Raw genomic sequence first — 21447 nt, forward strand, 5'->3', positions numbered from 1 at the left:
TGCTTTAAGCGATTGGCGTCATAGATTTACGCTCTACATCCAACGAACAAGAAGCCAGTAACCACGTGTTACTGGCTTTTTTATTGGATTCGATTTTCATCAAATCAGCCATGGCGTACATTGTCATCAGCAATTTCAGAAATGCTGTTAATCCGTAGTTCAAGCCTGACCTTTCAGTTTTAAAAATCTCCGGCTGTTGTTCCTTTTCTGCCCCCGGGAATTAATTTCGCTCTCCCTATTTAGCTATGTGATTGATCTTCTGGTCAAGACAAGGCTTGCTGGCGGGGGTAAAAATGGTGTCATCATCAGATCCATGCTAACCGATGGCGTAATTTGTTAACAACCACCTCCCCCACCGTAAGTTACAAGAAGTCGTCAGGGTCGATCTTTTAGTACAACGCTCTTAGATCTCTCAGGAAGAAACAAGTATAGGGATCTATTTCAAGATGTGACGGAAGCGAGTTAGCATGGCCCGAGTACAATACTGGCCACAGCTTCGGAGATCTCTTAAAATAAAAAGACGCTGGTGATAACTTTCAGGTTATGAAAATCCATACAGTTATGTACTAACTCATACGGGAGCCGACAGTTCAGTCTTTCAGACTCAACGAATTTGGAATCTCAGACAATCTATTCAACTAAATATTTTGAAACAGTCGATAGCGTATAGTCAGGGCACCATTGGCACCTCATTATGGCGCATAACCTACGCAAGCTTCCACTCTGCGAATGAATAGCAAGAGTACATACATATGAACCGCCTTCTATTGAGCATTGGCTTCATCAGCCTGATAACACTTGTTGTGATTGCACTCTTTATACTTCGCTTTATTGTTTTAAAGGATGTAGACAGCAAAAACAACGTGGTGCTAGATGTCAGTCACTATTCTGTGTCTGCTGAAACCTGGGACTTCCATCAACAAGTTTTCGTTGCCGACTTGCATGCGGACCCGCTTCTTTGGGGAAGAGACCTTAGGATAAGAAACAGATTTGGGCATATTGATATACCCCGCTTGATTGAGGGCGGTCTAGATCTTCAAGTGTTTGGGGTTGTTACTCAGGTTCCCAAGGTTCGCAATTACAACTCTACTAGCAATGAGTCTGATATATTGCCACTTCTGTTTATCAGCTCATGGCGCTCTCCGGTTACCTGGTTTAGCCCGAAGCAGCGTGCTTTAGCTCAGGCAGAGGAACTTCAAGCGCTGGCAAAACAATCGGAACTGACGCTGGTGCTGAAGCAACAAGATCTGAATACGGATGGTGTAAAAGGTCTGCTTTCACTGGAAGGAATGCACGCACTGCAGGGCGGCAGCGATGCCCTGAAAGAGTTTTATCTAGCAGGATACAGGATGATGGGGTTAACTCACTTTTTCGATAATCAAATTGCCGGCTCAGCCCATGGTGTGAGAAAAGGAGGCCTGACAGAATTAGGTCGTGCTCTGATACCACAGATGGAGTCTCTTGGTATTACCATTGATCTGGCTCATGCATCTCCCGCCGCATTCAGAGAAACACTCGAACTTGCAACAAAGCCGGTTGTTGTATCCCACGGGGGTGTGCAGGGTACCTGCCCGGGGAATCGTAATCTCACCGATGAACAAATTGGTGCCGTTGCCAAGAACGCTGGCGTTATTGGTATAGGTTACTGGAAAAGCGCGGTTTGTGATCCCAGCGTAAAAGGGATTGTTAAGGCAATCCTCTATACCATCAAGGTAGCAGGAATTGATCACGTGGGGCTTGGTTCTGATTTTGATGGTTATGTCATAACGCCATTTGATACAACCGGTGTCCCCTTGCTTACCGAGGCACTACTTGCGCAAGGGCTATCACGGGAGGACGTCAGTAAAGTGTTGGGTGGAAACGTTTTTAGGGTTCTGAAATCAAACCTGCCCGAATAAACGGCTTATCACCTCAGGACTTCACCTCTTAAGTGATAATACACATAGCATCATGAAATACTGATCTTATTTCTGAATATCTTTCATAATCACATAAAGCAAAGTGAGCATTAACCTTGTCAAGGTTAGCTGTCGTGGTGATGCGACAAAGCTGCGAGTATCAGTTCTTTCATACCTTTATCTACCTATACCCAATTAACTTGAAGATGCAGGTTTGAGAGTCTGGAAATTATCATTAATTCGAGACGTCAATGACGTCTGCGATCTCAATAAGAGTCACAGTGAAAAATGTCTCGATTGCATCTCTGAATTCCCGTTTATTTTTGAAGTAAACATTATTCCTCGATCTTTCGTTCATCACCTTCCAAAGCCGTTCTATTGGATTAAGATTGGGGCTGTAAGGTGGAAGATAATGAAGCTCAATATTCAAGACAAATGCAGCATCTCTGACCAAGTCACTTCGATGATATCCTGCACCACCTAAGATGATGTGAAGTTTGTGTTCTAATAAAGCCATGGTTTGAATGACTGTTAAATAGCCTGACGCCCCCCCGTTTTCAGGGGTTAGTTTGCCGATAACTCGTAGTCTTTAAGATGACGAAGCACTGTCGTTTCATGGATACGCAAAGCTTGTGAAATCATTGCGGAACTCCAACCTTCGAATGCAAGAAGTACCGCTTTTATGCGGTCACGTACTCGGCCATTACGAGTTTTATCATGCTGGATTTCGAGTTCTTGTTTTTGGCTATCGGCTAGAGAAATTTTCATGGTCCATTGCATGATCCTGATCCACTGGAAAATCAAGCATCTTTAATGATCACGGGGATAAACGTAACATAGTCATGATGCATAAGAGCTGGGGCACATTGATGATTATGGAATACCGGGGCATAACTCATTGGTGTCAAACCCTGCCAACGTCGATCCCAAAGAATGCTTTCAGTATTTGAATTAGTTATTGGTGATTAATACGGTAGGGGAATAAAGGGATTCTTAGCAAAAAGCCAACAATAAAAAGGAGGCGCTCAAACCACCTCCTTTTTCAATTCCCGCTATAGCCAAGCACAGAGCTCCGCGAGAATTCTTTAACTTTTAGTTAAGGTTGCCATTTGGGTCAATCGTGGTTCTATCTCGGCTTCTGCATCGCGATACGGTTGGAAACAGTAACATCAACAACCAATACCACGATATGGCTCCACCGCTGCCCTCAATAAGATCGCAGTTCGCGGCTGTAACCCCGCCAGATCCTGAATAACAATTTTTCTTAATAATATCTGGCCCCTCAACCGTGTTTGCTGGCACCGTCCCCATGTACGACTGGATCCAGTTGTAATAAGTGCCAACACGGGTATAAAAGCTCGGGCGATTTAGAGACCCACAAACAGGGGAGCCACCGGGTCCGCCGCTTACAATACCATGCTGAACCCATTCACCATTATTATTCTGTGCTCTCAGCGGGCCACCACTGTCCCCTTTACAAGAATCAGCACCAACAGAACCTCCGGGGATTAACACCTCAGGTGGTAACGTACAAACTTTGGTTATATTGGCAGGGCTATCGATAATTAATGGGGCATCATTGCCGGTTTCTAACCGCTTATAACATTCATCAATCGGTACAAATGATAATTCAGCTTGTTTTAAAATTGTTGATTGGGAAGTACCGGCGGGATCCGTCGCTCCCCATCCCGAGACTATCACATTCTTTGGCCGTAACTCTGCACGCCATTGAGGTTTTAATGTCGCGTCTATTTGATCAGCTCCTGCCCTATTAGCCAGTACGATGGGTGTAATCGTATCATCAAAAACACGACTAACTCTTAGCAGGGCCAGATCATTATTAAGCGCTGTATGAACCAGTTCAGACACTGTAGTTCCGTCGGCTTCTTCATAAGTAATCTGTCTGGGGAACGGCGTGTAATCAGGGTGAACAATAACATGTGATACCGAATAATAATGCTCTATCTCGGTTTGTGTTAAATCTGTCACACCGGAAACAATCGTTATGCGATTAGGCTGTAGTACATAATAACTACTTCCATCGGTAGCGTCTTTGCCACCAATGACTACGCAATGCGCAGCCGTTAATACCCAATGATTATCGATAACGGTACCACCACAAAATGGTACTTCATTAACTTGATTAGCCCGTAGCGTCACCATCCAACTTTGTTCGCCGGATGCCACTTCACTACCGCCAACCACATATGGCGTCACATCATTTGCATTACTATTAACTGCCCCAGCTAAACAATAAACACTCAATACCGCTTTGCTTATACTCTGGCTTATATGTACAGCATTTTTCCAATCCATTGTGTACTATTCCTATCACTTGTTTAAGCTCGCAATACACCCAAAGGAATATAAGCACAGAACAAATTATAGAAAGGAGGTAGATACACTAAAATGCGATTGAGCTCATTAAAATACATTTTGGTCTTAATCAATACAAATAATACAGTTAAATCACTCACATTTATCGATTCCTGACCTTTTGCATATTCCAGGTAATTTAGGTATCGACAATAAGAACGATCTGTATTGATAAAAAACCACACACTTAAGATATGGCTTTTTATCCAAAACGTAATTATTGCAAAATTAGTTTAATGCTGAGCAATTGACATCTTTATAATCTATTTGCACAAATAATCCACCCAACTCTGCTGCAAGTGTTGGATAGAAATCTAAATCAGCCGCAGTTTTTATGTCACCAAGGTCAATTTTATATACTGCCAGCCCTAACTCTTTAACCTCACTTGGTACACAGCTATTTGGGTTATCTTTTTCAAAACAGAGCCCATCGGTTATAACGATTTCGCCACAAGAAGTTCCAGCTATATCAACCCCGACATTATCAAGATCCGCTTCAGTTCCATCAGGAAAACCTTCAGGGATTAGAGCCTGCAATGCCGGTGATAAATCACTAACTTTATAATTTCCAGCAGGCACGGTACCAGACCCATCCACTGTCACGTCTGACACCGCAAACACGTTCGTCTTGCCTTGAAGAATATCTTTCACATCGTCTTCATCACAGCCAACCAAAGCCAGCAACACAAACAAAGCAACTGCTTTTTTCATAAATCCCTTCTTATAATTTATTAATTTTATCAATAATACTAACGATAATTTGACAAAAAATCAGCACAGCAACAGCTAAAATATCCTATTGGGATTTTTATGCTTAAAATTCAATCAATGCTGATATTTCAGTGAAAAACATCAAACACGAAAAGAAACAATACCCTTTAATATCAACGCTTTAATTAAACTCTCACATCAAGCCGCGAAGTGATAATTTGTTATCAAACAGAAGCTAGATACTAAATGCCCTTAATTTTACGGTTTAGAATACTCTAAATAACCGTGACCTAAGGCCTGCTTTCTTTATTTATGAAGAAATGCTGGCATAATATCCCCACATCAATTCTACGGAAACACCCTTATGACTATCGAGAATATCGTTAAACAGCGCGCTGACGCTAAATGTGAACTTTGTTCATCTGAAGACAACCTGAGCGTCTATGAAGTACCTGCTTCACCTGACACAACTGCTGGCAGCTGTGTCATGGTTTGTGGCACTTGCCGTAGTCAAATTGAAGATGCTGATACTATGGATCAGAATCACTGGCGCTGCCTGAACGATAGCATGTGGAGCCAAGTTCCTGCGGTTCAAGTTATGGCTTACCGTATGCTAAAGCGCCTTTCTGCTGAAGCGTGGGCACAAGATCTATTTGATATGCTGTACTTGGAAGAAGATGTGATTGAGTGGGCTGAAAAAGGCATTGCAGCGGAAGAACTCGATTCTGTACAAACACTGGATGTAAACGGTGTTGCATTGCAAGCTGGTGACAACGTTACTATTATCAAAGATCTTCCCGTAAAAGGTTCTAGCCTGGTGGTTAAGCAAGGTACTGCGGTTCGTGGTATCAGACTAACCAATAACCCACTACACATTACAGGTAAGGCTGCGGGCACCAATATGGTCATTATTGCTGCTTACTGTAAAAAGATGTAATCGCTTTTTATATCTCGACAATAACAAAAAGGCGCTAATTAGTGCCTTTTTTGTATCCGAGACCTAACTTCGTTTTAGTAACATTACGCTATCTGTTGCTGTGACATTGGCAATAATTGATTTAGCAGCTCTTCATCAAGGGTTGGGATCAGCCTTCTGACGGTGGCCTCATCAAGATGATTTTTTTCAATAAAAGTATCGAGGCAACAGGTTTTTGCCATCAACGTCAGATCGATAGCAGCATTTGGCCGGGGTGCAAAACCACACTGACTCGTCATCCCTAAACGTTCATAAAATCGTTTGTGTTTTTTACCCGCAGCGCACACTAGGGCTGTTTTACCTAACTTTTCCAAGGCAAAGTATGCACAGGAAAACAATGCTAAGGGAGCAAGTGCTTCTACCCCGCGTTTTTCAGGTATCACCGCTAATCGGCCCATTTCAATAATGGTGTCATATTGTTTTTCAAGTTCGGCAAACTCAGGCTCAAAACCCGCCTTACAAGGAATATCTACCCAGCAATGTTGGCGATGTAAAATACTCGCGCGTATCGTTGCCACTGGCTCGTCATTCTCTTTCAGTAAAAAGGTTATGTTATTGGGTTTTCCATCAAAAAAATCACTGAACAACTCCTGGTCATTCTGCTCGATATAACCCACGGAGGTGTAAGCCTGATAACGAATATTATAAGCAATTAGTTTATCTTCTTCCGTCAGGCAAATGTGATTCGACAAGCGCTGATATTGCAGTGGTGTTTCATTATTCACGAATTATTCCATCCTTGAGTTAGACGGCTTCTTAGCTGATTAACAATAAAACACAGAGCTTTGAAACCAATTGAACACTCTCGCAGCTTATCTTTTTTTCTTGTCTTTATTAAGCCAGTTCAGTCTGCTCTGCCACTTACAAACGATTTATGCAGCCTGGCTCGCAAACCCGCCGGTGACTTTCGCATTATTGCTCGTTTTCAGGCAAAACAAAGTGAGTTAATTCTTTGTTTATTAAATAACAAATCGAATTTCAGCCTAATCACGCGAACAGCCCAACGATAAGGATGGTTGACCATGCAACGTTCTCTTTCCGATATACTTTCTGAAATATTCTTCGATCATCAACTCGGCATTGATACCGAAACTCTTGAGGAATACAGCCTCGCCCTGAATGGCAGCAAATCACTCCCAGGCGCGATTGTCTGGCCAGAAAATGAAGAGCAACTCATCCAGTTGATACGCGCAGCCAATCGGTTTCACTTTGAAATTCATCCTGTCGCACAGGGGAAGAATTGGGGCTACGGAACGGCGCAGGGTTCAAAATCCGGTCAGGTGATTGCGAATTTAAGCCGCATGAACAGCGTACTGGAAATCAATGATCAGCAAGCTTACGTTCGTGTTCAACCTGGCATCTCACAGTCTCAGCTCTACCGGGCATTACAAGCTCAGTCTTCGTTACTGCAGTTAGATATTACCGCTGCGGGATTACATACCAGTGTGGTCGGAAATATTCTTGAACGCGGATTTGGCCACACTGATTACACCAACCGCTTTGGCAATGTACTGGCAATGCGAGTGTTACTGCCGACAGGTGAGGTCATCAATACCGGCATGGGAATGTATTTGACCAGCAAAGCGGAACACCTCTACCCTTATGGCATTGGTCCGATATTAAGTGGTTTATTCACTCAATCAAACCTTGGTATTGTACTGGAAATGACCATTGCCCTGCAGCCCAAACCTGAATATCAGGCGACGGTTTTGGTCATGTGCAAAGATGATCATGCCGCACCAGATATGGTTGCAACAATTGCAAAGCTCAAACTGGATGGTGTTGTAACCAGTGGCGTACACACGGCCAGTATGACTCGTGCAATCGGTGAACAAGCCGCTAAAACGGCAGGAGCCTGGGTGTTAACCACTTCCCTCGCGGGTCCTAAATCAATTGTTAAGGCCCGCTTTAAACACTTCAAACGTACTATTCTTGCCAATGTACCTAATTCTAAGGTTTTGATGTTTGACGATTTTCGCTGGGATCTGCTGAGCAAACTCAATCGGTATTTAAAGTCACCGATGATTGCAAGCTTGAAGTTAGTCATTGATTTGAAAAAAGGTGTTCCGTCAGATGAAGCAATGAAAACCTTACTCGATACCCGTGAAGCAAGATCCTGCATGAAAACGTCTGAGTTCCCGGCCTGTTTTCGTTGGATATGTGCAGTAAGCAGCTTTTTACCACAAGATATCAAGCAGATGCTGGATATCTGCCGGCATGTTTTTAAAAAATACGGCTATGAAGAACGCTATACTATGACCAATGTCAGTGAACGTGCGGTGGTATTAATTGCCAACATTCGTTATGACAATACTGGCGATCAACTTAAGAAAGCCGCAGCCTTTTACCAGGAGCTAGATCATGAACTGATCACAGCAGGCTTCTGCCCGTACCGCAGCGGACCCGGTATGTTTGATTCTATTCAGCCACACCTTAAAGCGCCTCACCTTGCACTATTGAAGAAGCTGAAACAGACTATGGATCCGAATAATATCTTATCGCCCAATAAGTATTGGCTGGATGGTCAATCAACTGAAAATCGAAGCGAGTTTGTTAAAAAACAAGCTCAAGCTGAAGAGGTACATTAGCGAGAGTACTGTCCTGTACGACTTTCAGACTTCCCAAAATATAGAGGCTGCTTATGCAGCCGCTGTTCGTGATCTCGCTGATTGAAACCGATGTATCGACCGCCGGCCCAAAACGATCAACCGCACAAAAAAAGCACGTCGATTGGAAAATAGTCTTACTTATCAGGCATAAATTATATTTTGGATAATACTTATTAAGATAAGCATTCTTCTATCATTAATACTGTGTTTGGGTGATAGGAATATAGAGTAAGAACATCATGCTGGACGCAATGCGACAAATTCTGGAAAAGGAGAAAGCTCATAGAAACAATCGATTACCTAAAAGATAGATACGGTGCAGAACAAGCGCGATTTGATCAGTTAGAAAATAAATGTTCTAAGTTACTAAGTTTTTTAACTATAGTCATCGCCGCTCTTGGAACTGTTGCGGTCATAAAAAATGAAAGTATCTTTGAACCATCAATACCTGTTGAATGGATAAAGTTGGTTGCTTTTTTGATTGCCCTCTTTGCTGCAGTGTGTGCCTGGGGCCATTCTTTGCTGGCTCTAAAAATGGCGGATTACCCCGTACTGCAAAAAAATGGAGATGCTGCAAAATACCTCGACATGACCGATATAATAAGTCGAGATCAACATATTATTAATGCTTACCTTGATACTACAGAAAAAATATCAGAAGTAGTCAAAGAGAAGTCAAAATACCTTGAACTGGCTTACGAGGAGTTAACAATGTGTGCTTGGTTTCTTGGTCTCGTTGCAACAATCGCCATTGGCATAGAAATACTGAATTAACGAAGCAATAGCGATCTCTCGCTCTCTACTGCTTACAAGCCGCTCAACCTTCACTCAGTTAGACTGTAACCCAAGTTAGCTCAATATCATTGCCATCTTTTGATGTTTTTTATCAATACGAAATACATGGTTACCAATCCGAAGTATCATTGCGGGTTATATTAACGTTTTTAAAAGGTAAGGCCATGAGTCAGCATTTCGAGGGTAAATTTGAAGTGGAACTTAAGTATCGCTTGAATTCCAGGGAACGTTTCTTATTTAAGCTTCATCAGATGAGTCCAGAAGTCATGCTGGAAAATAATATAGAGCACGATTGCTATTTTGATTCACCTAAGCATCTTTTATCCAACGAGAGTAAGAGTATTTGCATTAGAGAAATGCAACCGTCTGGAATTATGCTCTGGATAGTGAAAGGGCCTGAGAAAGCTCGCTGTGAGGCGGTCAACATAACTGACGCTGTTAAAGCTAAAAGTATGCTGAGGACGATGGGATTCGAGCCAGTTTTAGAGATGAGAAAGAAGCGCAGCATCTATTTTCTCGGCAACTATCATGTAACGGTCGATCATCTTGAAAATATTGGTGACTTCGCCGAACTTGCAATCATGACTGATGATGCATCTATGTTAGAAGAATATAAGCAGCAGTTACTCGCTCTTGCACAGAACTTAGGGTTAACAGACAACCAGCTTGAACAAAAATCATATCGAGAACTTTATATGATGCAATAAAAAAAGCCCGAACCAAAGTTCGGGCTTAGCGTTGTCTTAATCAGACTTTTATTATGCTAGTACTTCCATTTGACCTTTAATGATCTCGGAGTGAGTACCGAATACAGCCTGGAAGTTATCGCCTTTAACGAACACACCAGCAGCACCTAGTGCTTTCAGACGGTCAGTATCAACCTTAGCGCTGTTGTGAACAGTAACACGTAGACGTGTGATACAAGCTTCTAAATCTTTAATGTTCGCTTTACCACCGAATGCATCAGTAATGTCTTTAGCCAGACCGTCAGATGACGTGCTTACTGCAGCTTTTGCTTTTTCTTCGTCTTCACGGCCAAGAGTCTTAAGGTTAAGAGCCTTGATTAGCGTAACAAATACTAAGAAGTAGATAACTGCGTAGATAACACCGATGACTGGTAGTAACCAACCGTTTGTTGATTGACCGAATAGTAAAGTGAAATCAAACAGACCGTGGCTGAAAGTAGTACCGTGCTTAATACCCAGCAAAATCATCACTACGAATGCAGAACCTGCAAGTAATGCGTGAGCAACGTAAAGTACAGGAGCAACGAACAGGAATGCAAACTCGATTGGTTCAGTAATACCTGTTAGGAACGAAGTCAGTGCTGCAGAACCCAGGATTGAAGCAACTTTCAGTTTATTCTCAGGTTTAGCTGTTACGTACATTGCAAGACATGCTGCAGGCAGGCCGAACATCTTAAACATGTAACCACCAGCCAGGTTACCAGCTGTTCCATCACCTGCTAGGTAGCGAGGGATCTCACCGCGAACAACTTCACCAGCAGCCGTTGTGAACTCACCAACTTCGTAGAAGAAAGGTGCATTCCAGATGTGGTGCAGACCGAATGGAATTAGCGAACGCTCAACAACACCGTAGATACCGAATGCCACTTCTGGAGACTGGTAAGCAGCCCACTCAGAGAATGTCGCAATACCGGCACCGATTGGTTGCCATACGACAGCCAGTATAGCCGCAACAATACACGCCGCTAATGAGGTTACGATAGGAACGAAGCGTTTACCACCGAAGAAGCCTAAGTAAGTAGGTAACTGAATAGAGTGATATTTATTAAACAGTTGTGCAGCTACCAAGCCCATAATGACACCGCCGAATACACCAGTATCAGTACCCTCAGCAACAACACCTAGTACGCGAGTCATGGTTAGATAACCAAGACAAGCAGCCAGTGCAGCAACACCGTCATTTTTGGTAAAGCCTAGTGCAACACCGATAGCAAATAGCAGTGCCATGTTGGCAAACACACCCAGACCGGCCTCGGTCATGACTTGCGCTACAATATCAGGCAAGAATTTTGCAACTTCTGAATTACCACCAATCCCGAGGAGAATACCAGCCGCTGGCATACATGCTACAGGAAGCATGAGGCTACGCCCCATTTTTTGCATCGTGCTAAAAAAGTTCATTTGAACCCCCATTCATTATGAACATAAATTTTTAAGCCCTAGTAGTTTCAGGGCTTCATTTAAAAGCGTTTATTAATTTCGTTATAAACTTTTTGTTTCAACGGGGAGTATCATACGATATCAATTTTGATATTTACGAGGAGGTCATCACACTGAATGTAACATAACGTAACGTAACGTAACGCGCTGGTAATTGCGTGTAAGGTTAACTTAACTTGCCTTACTGAACCGCACTTTTCCGTTGCTTTTCATGATAATAAAACCACGGGAAAATACTTAAGGTAGAGCAGTTAGCAACCTGCGCGATATGATCTTGTTTATCAAAATATTGTACGAGTTTGTCTGCCAGTTGGTTTTAAATTATTGTGACAGTGGCTTATCAGCCAATACTTTAAAATAGACGGCTTGTTTGTCAAAGAAATTTTGAATAACAAATTTGACGGTGCAATGGTTAAGTCGATTAACGAAATCGGCCACCTTATGGGAATGAAAACAATTGGATAGATTTTGCGCAGGGATATAGTATTGGCAAGCCGGAGCCTATTGAAAACAGGCTCAAAAAAACACCATCTCAGCAATCGATTGAAACTATTTCTTTAAGATGAAAACCCTAGTCAATGCCAACTTGATTAAGCCGCTATTGAATAGGACTCTCGTCCTGAATATTTATCCTTGCGCTGGAAACTACCCTTGCCTTTCTTAGCTTTAACAACACGGACCGTAAATAACTTACTGGTCACAACAGCTTTTAACGCGTTGTCTCGAACCGTGCCACGTCCAAACTCGGTGGTTTGAGCGGTGACATCAAGCTCTATAGCTTGCACAACACGGCTTTGCTTGCATTTCTTAGCCATGGTTACTCCTCATCATTTATGGTTAAACATTCATCATCTGATGAACGCAACAGATAATACCTTATACAGATTATTTTTGTAAAATCAACGGATGATCGCATAAAAAACAGAATGGACCAGCCGCCAGGAATCTCCCTCTGAACTCCCTGTATTTTTACCGTTGAATTTGTCTGCAACGACACCCTGGTATAATCACTACCTGTGAAGGATAGTTTGAAATTCCAACACTAAGTTGGTGGTAATTTAGGCAGATATTATGTGATATCACTGTGAAAATTCATCTCCAAATACCGCTAAAAGGTATTCCTTCTCGACAAATATCATTCCTATCCTAAAATTGACTACGTAAGCTATACTTCGCTGATATTTTTTTGTGTGTGCTTTAATGAAATACACACGTTTAGTCATACTGGCACAGCAGTGGCTTATAGAAGTCATATAGAGTAGAGGTGAAATATTCGCCCCCTAAATGCTAGTAAATCTCATAACCGTAATTTCAGCCGTGAAAATAGAGAATTTGCACTAATTTTTGAATTTTTTATCTCTCTGATTTAAATGAAATTTAACTCATCCGATGAGATAAAAAATGCGACATGGCACACATTTTAATTTTTATTAGCCTTGATAATCGTTACAATATGACACCTCAAAAGAACTTGAGACAGCATTTTAATAAGGTCATGTTCAATGAAAGTAGTCGATTTCCTTAAGCAAAAGCGTGAAACGCTGGCGCAGCATCCATTTGAATTTAAAGACTGGCTATCTCCTTCTATTCGCGATTACTGGATTGAGTTCCTAAGCATGGCTAACAACAGTCAATTAGCCACTTGGGTAAAAGAACACAAAATAGCGTCTAATGATGAAGTCATTCCAGAGCCTGCACCGATCCAACTTCACCCTGAAGCAGCCAAAATTGTCGATCTATTGACCGCGACTCTGGGTGAGGAAATCCATGTCGGCAACTGGTTAACGGTTGATCAGTCTCGTATAAACCGCTTTGCCGATGTTACGGAAGACCATCAGTGGATCCACACTGATCCTGAACGTTCTGCAACCGAGTCTCCGTTTAAAACCACGATTGCACACGGCTTCTTAACACTGTCTCTGTTATCTGTGCTTACTGACAGTGTTGATCCGGACAACAACAAGTTCCCGACCGCTAAAATGACGGTGAACTACGGTCTGAACCAAGTCCGCTTTCCGTATCCTGTAAAAGAAGGCAACCGGGTGCGAGCACGTACCAAGATCCAGTCTGTGACACCGATTAAACGTGGGTTGGAAATTGTTCAGGAAATTTCAGTGGAGATCGAAGGCTGCCGTCGTCCTGGCTGTGTCGCTGAATCAGTCATTCGTTTGTATTTCTAACGATATCATCCAAGATCAGTCATCCATTTATCTTTGCCACAAAAAAGAGCACAGATTTTACGTTTATAGTAAAAAGTGTGCCCTTTTTCTCAAGCCTTCATCCGTTATGGATTAAATTGCCCATCCTCCGGCGTAAAATACGACGAGAACCGCTGCAATGAGTACCGTACCGATATTAAGACGCTTCCATTCACCCGAAATAACACGACCGATAACCAGACAACTAAAGCCAAGCATAATCCCCGTTACAATATTACAAGTCAGTACAATAAATACCGCACACACCATACCAGACATCGCATCGACAGAATCATTCATATCCAGTTTAGTGACATTACTGAGCATCAATAAACCAACATACATCAATGCAGGAGCTGTCGCGTAAGCCGGGACCAGATAACTGACTGGTGACAAGAAAATCATCACTAAGAATAAACCACCGACGACGGTGGCAGTCAGACCAGTCTTACCACCAGCTGCGGTACCTGCCGCTGACTCAATATAAACGGCGGCGGGTGCACCACCAACAAAGCCGGCAAAGATACTACTGACGGAGTCGGCTGTCAGGGCCTTGCCACCGTTAATAATTTGTCCGTCTTTATCAAGCAGGTTTGCCTGTCCGGCAACAGCACGAATGGTGCCTGTGGCATCAAATATTGCGGTCATCACCAGTGCCAGCACACTCGGAATAATAATCGGGTTTAACGCCCCCATAATATCCATGGTGCCAAGTAACGACTCACCTTCTGCACCAAATGATGGCATGGCGAATAATCCCTGGTACGTGACATTCGGATCAAAGATCAAACCAAAAACAGAAATCGCAACAATCACCAGCAAGATACCGCCAGGTACCCGACGACGCTCTAAACCAAAAATAGCCGCCAGACCAAACAGTGACATCAAAACAGGTAACGACGTAAATTCACCCAGTGCCACCGGTAAGCCGTCAAACGGGTTCTTAATGACCAGTCCAACACTGTTTGCTGCAATCAATAACAAAAACAATCCGATACCAATCCCGGTACCGTGAGCAATACCAAATGGCAGGTTGGTCAAAATCCACTGGCGAACACCGGTTACCGTGATAGCTGTAAAGACCACCCCCATCAGGAATACGGCACCCAAGGCGACAGGAATGCTTATCCCCTGCCCGAGCACTAAACTAAATGCCGTAAACGCAGTCAATGAAATTGCACAGCCGATCGCCATTGGTAATTTAGCCCACAGCCCCATTAACAACGAGCCAAATGCCGCAATTAAACAGGTTGCGATGAATACCGCCCCCTGATTAAACCCGGCGGCACCTAACATGCTCGGCACAACAATCACCGAGTAGACCATTGCAAGAAATGTGGTCAAGCCTGCGACCATTTCCTGACGAACAGAGCTTCCTCGCTCTGTGATATAAAAGTATGAATCTAATTTACTTCCACTTACCGTACCCGCTGTCCCTTCACTGGGTTGTGCGGGTTGTAACGTGCTGTTATCAGACATGATGATAGTTCCTTTGTCATTTGGAGCAAGAAGCCGTGTACGGCGCAATCTTCGCCCACTGCGGCTTACTTACTCATCACTGTTTAATCACAAATATTCTGTTGAGCTTCCTCTCAACAATGCTTATTTTTAACGTAATGAATGTTTAACCGCGCTCATAGACCAAGCGTCCATCAACATAGGTACGGTAGATGCTTCGATCATCGCCCAGTGTCATTAATACAAATAATTCTTCGGCCAGACCTTTGCAGCTGTCGAAACGAAGCTGCTGAAGCGGTGTGGAACAAGGATCAATAACCACAAAATCCGCCTCTTTGCCGATATCAAAGTTACCAATCAGGTGATCAAGCGATAAAGATTTAGCCCCGCCGAGCGTTGCTAAATAAAAAGCTTCGAAGGCTGACAAACGGTGCTGTTGCAACTGCATCACTTTGTAAGCTTCGTTGAGGGTTTGCAGCATATTGAACGTGGTACCGGCACCAATATCGGTTCCCATTCCCACTTTTACCTTACGTTGCCAGGCTTCTTGCAATTTGAATAAACCGCTGCCGAGATACAGGTTAGAGGTCGGGCAGAATGCAACCGCTGAATCAGTATCATGCAGACAATCCCACTCTTTATCTTCGAGGTGAATACTGTGGGCAAAGACACTCTTAGAGCCCGTTAACCCGTGATGGTGATAGACGTCTAAATAACCATCCTGCTCAGGGAAGAGCTCTTTGACCCATTCGATTTCATTTTTGTTTTCACATAAATGGGTATGCAGATAGGTATCCGGATATTCTTGCTTCAATTTACCGGCCATAGCTAACTGCTCAGGCGAAGACGTCGGCGCGAATCGCGGTGTTATCGCATACAACAAACGCCCACGTTTATGCCATTTTTCAATCAGCTCTTTGGTCTGGTTATAACTGGTTTCTGGAGTATCAAGCAGGTAATCAGGCGCATTGCGGTCCATCATCACCTTACCGGCAATAATACGCATGTTAATGTTTTCTGCGGCTTCAAATAACGCATCGACAGATTCCGGGTGTACCGTTCCGAAGACTAAGGCCGTTGTTGTGCCGTTACGCAGCAGCTGCTTCAAAAAGAACGCAGACATTTCGCGCGAGTAATCTTTATCCTTGTAGCGAGCCTCTGTCGGGAAGGTGTAATTATTGAGCCACTCCAGTAGTTGCTCGCCGTAAGCACCCACCATTTCGGCTTGCGGGTAATGAATATGCGTATCGATAAAGCCAGGCATCAGGATCTTGCCGGGGTAACTGCGGATACGAACCGAATCCGGCACCATATCTTTGCCATCTTGCCAGTTGCCGACCCACTCGATACGGCCATTGGCTATCAGCATTAATCCGTCTTCGATATACCGGACGTTTTTTTCAATATCTTCCGGATTATCGACGACTCTCGCAATATCTAAAATTGACGCACGAATTGCTTTAACTGATTGAGAGTGTTCCATATAGACCTCTAATTATGATTCCCTAACGTCTTACAGGTAGTCACTTTGTTGTAGGGCTGCGTGACTTCGTTACCCTGACGCGTAGTTTCCAAAACTTGGTACTGTCTGAATAGTTAAATACTAATCCCTTAAGCGACGGCATCTATTGCCTGAAATCAGTAATGACGACTATTCAGTATTCAACTTTTCCCCAACTCAGTCTGTTGCTCCAGTGCTAGCTGCTCTTCAAGCGCCCGGTTGCAGGCTTCGCATTCCTTGATCTGCTCGACTAACGCTTCACGCTTCTCTTCGGCACTTTCCGCTTCATCCTCACGATTAATACCAATAAAGAAGTTCATACCCAATGCCACCAGCGAACCGGTTGTGATCCCTGAGCCTAAAATAACACGCATGGAATCAGGTAAATTAGTCAGAATTTCAGGACGCACGGTCACGGCCATACCGGATGCGACACCGACGGCGATGATCAGCATGTTACGCTTGGTGAAATTGATACGAGAAAGGATCCCAATACCGGCAGAGATGATCATGGCGAACATCACCAAACCTGCTCCACCAAGAACCGGAGACGGAATAGTGACAACAACGCCACCGAGTTTAGGGAACAAACCAGCAAGTAACATAATGCCACCGGTAACAGCCACCACATGACGACTTGCCACACCAGTAATCGACACAATGCCAACGTTCTGGCTGAATGATGAAAATGGCGTTGCACCAAATAGCGATGCCAGTGCACTCCCCAGACCATCACACAAGATGCCTTTCGATAATTTTTTCCCGGTCAGCTTAGTATGGGTCGCGTCACTCAAGGCAAGAAAATCCCCGGTTGATTCCATAATGGTGACCAGATAGGCAATCGACATACCGATAATGCCACTGATGGTAAAGCTCACACCAAAGGGCAATAATTCGGGCAGGGCAAAAAACTGTGCATTACGCACTGGCGAAAAATCGACAATACCCATGAAGATAGCAACCACATACCCTACCGCCATACCGATAACGATCGCCGCGGCTGAGATAATCCCCTTGCCAACCTGAGACAGCACAATGACCACCACCAGTACCAGCAAACCTAACATCAGGTTACTGACCTGTCCGTACCCTTCCTGTCCGACAAAACCGCCTGCAAACCAATCAACAGAGACTGGCAGGATTGTCAGACCAATCAGGACCACTACTGTGCCGGAGACAACAGGAGGGAACAATTTACGGATTTGCGGCATAAACCGGCTGCCGATGATCATGACCAGCGAGCCGACCAGTGATGCCCCGAAGATCCCGGAGACCCCGGCATCCAGCCCGATGGAGATAGAAATCGCAACAAAAGTAAAACTGGTGCCCATGACCACTGGCAGACGAATACCTACCGGACCAACCCCCTTACACTGAATAATGGTAACAACACCAGATACCATTAAGGCTGCATTAACTAAAATCACCATTTGCTCCGTCGGCAACCCAATCGCACTTCCGACCACTAATGGCACCGCGATAATGGCCCCCATTGCGGCCAACATATGTTGGAGCGCTAACAGAATTGATGCACCGACAGGCGGTTTGTCTTCAACGTTATAGAATAATTTCATTTCAATACCATCCGTTTCTGATACTTCCTTGGACGTAGCCTGTTAAGCCATAATCCGTGAAAAGATTGGACGAGTATGGAATCGATAACCCGGCTAGAACTTCCCCAAAGGGCCTCTCACTCAGCCATACGGCCCAGTGTGCCTTCACCCCTAAACACTATGACCAACCAACAGGTGAACTCACCCGTTAATCCGTCGATTTACCAGCCAAATTATGACAGCTCACTCGCTAAATAAAGAAACGGTCGCTTTTCCATCCCCAGAAAAGCAACCGTTTCAACATTACTTAGAGCTTATTAAGACCTTTCAGCACCTTCTCTGGGGTGAAGTTCCATTCTCGGATCCACACCCCGCAGGCGTCATGGATCGCAGTGGCAATTGCCGGAGCGGCACCGTTAACGCCTATTTCAGAGATTGATTTGGCGCCAAACGGACCGACAGGATCGTCACTTGGTACCAGTGCCGCCCGGAAATCACGAGGAATATCGCCGATCATCGGTGCACCATAACTCTTCAGATCCGTGTTCAGCGGCACCCCGTTTTCGTCGTACATCAGCTCTTCGCACATACTGTGGCCGATGGCACGCATGCTAGCACCGTAAATCTGGCCCAGAGCCAAATCAGGATTGATTGGCGTACCACAGTCAAGCAGGGCATGGAACTTGTTGAGCTTGATCTCACCGGTACGGGTATTCACCGCCACTTCGGCGAAGTTCGCGCCATAAGGGAAGGCAAAATCAGAAGTAATGAAACTACCGCTGGTCAGCAATTGGCCCCAGCCCTTACCGCCTTCAGCCTGATGGGCAATGTCACCGAAGGTAACTTGCTTGCCGTCTTTGCCTTCTACCGTTGCCGGGAAGACCAGTTTCACATCAGCAACCTCTTCACCCAGCATTTCAGCACCACAGATCAAGATACGCTCGCGCATTGCTTCCGCCGCTTTCTTCGCGGCATTACCAGAGAAGCAGGTACCGGAAGAAGCATAAGCCCCCTTATCAAACGGGCAGTGGTCGGTATCGCCCGAGATCACCGTAATTTCTTCTAGCGGCATCTTCAGCGTTTCGGCAGCAATTTTGCCGACCACAAGATCCAGACCGGTTCCGATATCGGCACCGCCGGAGTGGACGATCAGGGTACCGTCAGAGGCGAGTTTAGCCTTACAGTTTGCCTGATCGATATCGGGGATCCCTGATTTCTGCTGGATAATGGCAACACCACGACCTACGGTCCAGTCTGAACCTAAGTCTTCTTTTGGCAAATCCCAGCCGAATGCTTCACGTCCCTGTCGCAACACTTCGTCCAGCGCACATGAGAGTACGCGAGGCGGCTCTGCAGGAAGATCACCCTCGCCCACGGCTCCTTTAATCTTCAGCGCATCCCCTTCGTGAACACGGTTCTTCTCGATGATATCGAGCAGATCCATATCCAGCTCTTCGGCCAGCTCTGCCAGCATCATGGTTAAGGCAAACACGCCTTTTGGTGCACCATAGCCCTGGTAGGCACCGGTCGGACAGATATTTGAGTAATATGTCGTGACCTTAAAGCGCACGTTATCAATCGGGTAAAGCGGCAGTGACAGCGCAGGACCATTTGAAGGTACGGTTAAGGCGTGGTTGCCATAAGGGCCGGTATTGGCCTGGAAATCCATGTCGATCGCCGTCAACGTACCGTCTTTTTTCATCCCCACTTTCAGGTTCACCTTGGCAACGTGGCGAGTTGAACACGCGGTGAACTCTTCTTCACGGGTATAGTGCAGATAAACCGGACGGCCGGTTGTGAAGGTAGCAAACGCTGTTAAGTCTTCAACCAGGATGTCCTGCTTGGAGCCAAAGCCGCCGCCGACACGTTCTTTAACTACATGAACACGGTTCTGTTTGATCCCCAGGATCTTCGCTACCTGGCGGCGAACGTGGAAGGGTACCTGTGTTGAGGCGTGCATAACAACGCGGTTACCATCCATATAGGCATAACAGATGTGCATTTCTGTCGGTGCCTGCTGTGCCTGCTTAGACTCGTATGTACGTTCTAAGATCACGTCTGCATCGGCAAACCCCTGGTCGATATCACCGATTTGACCTTTAACAGAAGCGGCAATGTTCTTGCGCGGCTCACAGCCAATCGGGAAGTTGACAATCAGTTTGCCTTCACGCGGATCGGCATTTTTGTTCTGCTCTTCCAAATCGGCAGGTGCGCCCGCCATATACTCAATTGGTTCATTATGAATAATCGGCGCATCGGCAGCTTGTGCTTCGTCGATACTCATGACCGGCTTCAGCACGTCGTATTCAACATCAATCAGTTTCAGCGCGGCTTCTGCAATTTCAACACTTTCTGCAACCACAGCGGCGACACGGTCACCCACATGACGCAGCTTCTGACAGAACATACGACGATCAAGCGGTGACGGCTCAGGGCCTGTCTGGCCGCCCGGGGTGTAAGGAATATCCGGACAGTTTTCATGAGTGATGATGTGAACAACCCCTTCCAGAGCCTCAGCTTTGCTCACGTCCAGTCGTTTGATCCATGCATGGGGATGTGGACTGCGCAGCACCTTAAGGACACAGGCATCCGCCGGAATGCGATCTTCTACATAACAAGGCTTGGCCTGAACCATTTTCACTGAATCGTCTTTCGGGCTCACTTTGCCGATCACGTCCAGCTCATCGCAAAATTCTGGCGCAACGTCTTCTGTATACTCTGGCGAATTTTTACGCTTCGCCGCCAACTCCACCACCTGGTAGAACTGCTGATAACCGGCATCGCGGCTGAATAAACCGGACAGCGCATCATCGATCTCCTCACGGCTCGGCATCTCTATGCGTTCAAGCAACTCGGTTAAGATCAAGGCTGCCGCCGGATCGTTATAACCCGACTGGACAACACCGACATCGATCATCGCCTGCTGAACGACACTCAACTTATTGTGCGTGCTGAGTGATTCAGCCGTCTTCACTTCCGCACCTTCCAATTGTGCTGCGATCAGCAAAGATGCATTGACCAGTTTTCCGTTCAGTAAAATAACGTCAGAGCCGGCAAAACCAAAACCGTCATCACTGTTGCGTACTGAGTGCAGCCCCAAGCCGTGCAACACTTTCTGGACATTTTCACCCGCTTTGCAATTGAGTTCCTGAGAGCGGTTATTAAGAGTAAAGGTGATAGTCATGA

Annotated in this window: 16 protein-coding genes and 1 pseudogene; 6 read left to right on the plus strand and 11 right to left on the minus strand. The window is 45.0% G+C overall.

Annotated features, from left to right (window positions below; genetic code table 11):
* Window positions 1–4: 4 nt before the first annotated feature.
* Window positions 5–163, minus strand: coding sequence for a hypothetical protein (locus R3289_RS14565; protein WP_318926415.1), 159 nt, complete (start codon window positions 161–163; stop codon window positions 5–7).
* Between the two features lie 589 nt (window positions 164–752).
* Here R3289_RS14565 and R3289_RS14570 point away from each other — a divergent pair.
* On the plus strand, window positions 753–1898 hold the full coding sequence (locus R3289_RS14570; protein WP_318926416.1) for a dipeptidase: 1146 nt from the start codon (window positions 753–755) through the stop codon (window positions 1896–1898).
* A gap of 195 nt (window positions 1899–2093) precedes the next feature.
* Here the strand turns inward: R3289_RS14570 and R3289_RS14575 are convergent.
* The 3 genes and pseudogenes from R3289_RS14575 to R3289_RS14585 all read right to left on the minus strand — a co-directional run bounded on the left by R3289_RS14575 (window position 2094) and on the right by R3289_RS14585 (window position 4985).
* A pseudogene (locus tag R3289_RS14575) lies at window positions 2094–2666 on the minus strand (transposase).
* A 324-nt stretch (window positions 2667–2990) separates the two neighbouring features.
* A complete protein-coding gene (locus R3289_RS14580; protein ID WP_318926417.1) occupies window positions 2991–4214 on the minus strand; it encodes a serine protease in 1224 nt (407 codons plus the stop codon).
* Between the two features lie 288 nt (window positions 4215–4502).
* Window positions 4503–4985, minus strand: coding sequence for a hypothetical protein (locus R3289_RS14585; protein ID WP_318926418.1), 483 nt, complete (start codon window positions 4983–4985; stop codon window positions 4503–4505).
* Between the two features lie 364 nt (window positions 4986–5349).
* On the opposite strand from R3289_RS14585, the gene R3289_RS14590 reads away from it, so the two are divergent.
* The gene (locus R3289_RS14590) at window positions 5350–5922 is read left to right on the plus strand and encodes a PhnA domain-containing protein (RefSeq protein WP_318926419.1); all 573 of its coding nucleotides are present in this window, start codon (window positions 5350–5352) and stop codon (window positions 5920–5922) included.
* An 83-nt stretch (window positions 5923–6005) separates the two neighbouring features.
* On the opposite strand, the gene R3289_RS14595 is transcribed toward R3289_RS14590, so the two are convergent.
* Window positions 6006–6686 (minus strand): N-acyl amino acid synthase FeeM domain-containing protein, encoded by a 681-nt coding sequence (locus R3289_RS14595; RefSeq protein ID WP_318926420.1) that lies wholly within the window; start codon window positions 6684–6686, stop codon window positions 6006–6008.
* A gap of 297 nt (window positions 6687–6983) precedes the next feature.
* Between R3289_RS14595 and R3289_RS14600 the strand changes: the two genes are divergently transcribed.
* From R3289_RS14600 to cyaB, 3 genes are all read left to right on the plus strand, one after another.
* Window positions 6984–8549 carry an FAD-binding oxidoreductase gene (locus R3289_RS14600; RefSeq protein ID WP_318926421.1) on the plus strand — a complete coding sequence of 522 codons (1566 nt, stop codon included), beginning with the start codon at window positions 6984–6986 and terminating at the stop codon, window positions 8547–8549.
* A gap of 486 nt (window positions 8550–9035) precedes the next feature.
* On the plus strand, window positions 9036–9344 hold the full coding sequence (locus R3289_RS14605; protein ID WP_318926422.1) for a hypothetical protein: 309 nt from the start codon (window positions 9036–9038) through the stop codon (window positions 9342–9344).
* Window positions 9345–9529: 185 nt separating this feature from the next.
* Entirely contained in the window at window positions 9530–10072 is a 543-nt protein-coding gene (gene cyaB / locus R3289_RS14610; RefSeq protein ID WP_318926423.1) for a class IV adenylate cyclase, read from the plus strand.
* 51 nt (window positions 10073–10123) lie between these two features.
* Here the strand turns inward: cyaB and ptsG are convergent, their stop codons facing one another.
* Both ptsG and R3289_RS14620 read right to left on the minus strand, forming a co-directional pair.
* A complete protein-coding gene (gene ptsG, locus R3289_RS14615) occupies window positions 10124–11512 on the minus strand; it encodes a PTS glucose transporter subunit IIBC (protein WP_318926424.1) in 1389 nt (462 codons plus the stop codon).
* A 629-nt stretch (window positions 11513–12141) separates the two neighbouring features.
* Window positions 12142–12366 (minus strand): ribosome alternative rescue factor ArfA, encoded by a 225-nt coding sequence (locus tag R3289_RS14620; RefSeq protein ID WP_318926425.1) that lies wholly within the window; start codon window positions 12364–12366, stop codon window positions 12142–12144.
* 687 nt (window positions 12367–13053) lie between these two features.
* Here R3289_RS14620 and R3289_RS14625 point away from each other — a divergent pair.
* Window positions 13054–13731 carry a MaoC family dehydratase gene (locus tag R3289_RS14625; protein ID WP_318926426.1) on the plus strand — a complete coding sequence of 226 codons (678 nt, stop codon included), beginning with the start codon at window positions 13054–13056 and terminating at the stop codon, window positions 13729–13731.
* A gap of 111 nt (window positions 13732–13842) precedes the next feature.
* Here R3289_RS14625 and R3289_RS14630 read toward each other — a convergent pair whose 3' ends face one another.
* From R3289_RS14630 to R3289_RS14645, 4 genes are all read right to left on the minus strand, one after another.
* The gene (locus tag R3289_RS14630) at window positions 13843–15228 is read right to left on the minus strand and encodes an NCS2 family permease (RefSeq protein ID WP_318926427.1); all 1386 of its coding nucleotides are present in this window, start codon (window positions 15226–15228) and stop codon (window positions 13843–13845) included.
* A 145-nt stretch (window positions 15229–15373) separates the two neighbouring features.
* Complete coding sequence (gene guaD / locus R3289_RS14635; protein WP_318926428.1) at window positions 15374–16690, minus strand: guanine deaminase; 1317 nt, start codon at window positions 16688–16690, stop codon at window positions 15374–15376.
* Between the two features lie 179 nt (window positions 16691–16869).
* Window positions 16870–18282, minus strand: coding sequence for a nucleobase:cation symporter-2 family protein (locus tag R3289_RS14640; RefSeq protein WP_318926429.1), 1413 nt, complete (start codon window positions 18280–18282; stop codon window positions 16870–16872).
* Between the two features lie 286 nt (window positions 18283–18568).
* Complete coding sequence (locus tag R3289_RS14645) at window positions 18569–21445, minus strand: molybdopterin-dependent oxidoreductase Mo/Fe-S-binding subunit (protein ID WP_318926430.1); 2877 nt, start codon at window positions 21443–21445, stop codon at window positions 18569–18571.
* Between the last annotated feature and the right edge of the window lie 2 nt (window positions 21446–21447).

Origin of the sequence: Photobacterium sp. (assembly GCF_033720175.1) — a bacterium.
Classification (GTDB): Bacteria; Pseudomonadota; Gammaproteobacteria; order Enterobacterales; family Vibrionaceae; genus Photobacterium.

Excerpts from the sequence above, each read along its gene's own strand:
- R3289_RS14570 (WP_318926416.1), top strand. The coding sequence starts at position 753 with ATGAACCGCCTTCTATTGAGCATTGGCTTCATCAGCCTGATAACACTT.
- R3289_RS14580 (WP_318926417.1), bottom strand. The coding sequence starts at position 4,214 with ATGGATTGGAAAAATGCTGTACATATAAGCCAGAGTATAAGCAAAGCG.
- R3289_RS14585 (WP_318926418.1), bottom strand. The coding sequence starts at position 4,985 with ATGAAAAAAGCAGTTGCTTTGTTTGTGTTGCTGGCTTTGGTTGGCTGT.
- R3289_RS14590 (WP_318926419.1), top strand. The coding sequence starts at position 5,350 with ATGACTATCGAGAATATCGTTAAACAGCGCGCTGACGCTAAATGTGAA.
- R3289_RS14600 (WP_318926421.1), top strand. The coding sequence starts at position 6,984 with ATGCAACGTTCTCTTTCCGATATACTTTCTGAAATATTCTTCGATCAT.
- cyaB (WP_318926423.1), top strand. The coding sequence starts at position 9,530 with ATGAGTCAGCATTTCGAGGGTAAATTTGAAGTGGAACTTAAGTATCGC.
- ptsG (WP_318926424.1), bottom strand. The coding sequence starts at position 11,512 with ATGAACTTTTTTAGCACGATGCAAAAAATGGGGCGTAGCCTCATGCTT.
- R3289_RS14620 (WP_318926425.1), bottom strand. The coding sequence starts at position 12,366 with ATGGCTAAGAAATGCAAGCAAAGCCGTGTTGTGCAAGCTATAGAGCTT.
- R3289_RS14625 (WP_318926426.1), top strand. The coding sequence starts at position 13,054 with ATGAAAGTAGTCGATTTCCTTAAGCAAAAGCGTGAAACGCTGGCGCAG.
- R3289_RS14630 (WP_318926427.1), bottom strand. The coding sequence starts at position 15,228 with ATGTCTGATAACAGCACGTTACAACCCGCACAACCCAGTGAAGGGACA.
- guaD (WP_318926428.1), bottom strand. The coding sequence starts at position 16,690 with ATGGAACACTCTCAATCAGTTAAAGCAATTCGTGCGTCAATTTTAGAT.
- R3289_RS14640 (WP_318926429.1), bottom strand. The coding sequence starts at position 18,282 with ATGAAATTATTCTATAACGTTGAAGACAAACCGCCTGTCGGTGCATCA.
- R3289_RS14645 (WP_318926430.1), bottom strand. The coding sequence starts at position 21,445 with ATGACTATCACCTTTACTCTTAATAACCGCTCTCAGGAACTCAATTGC.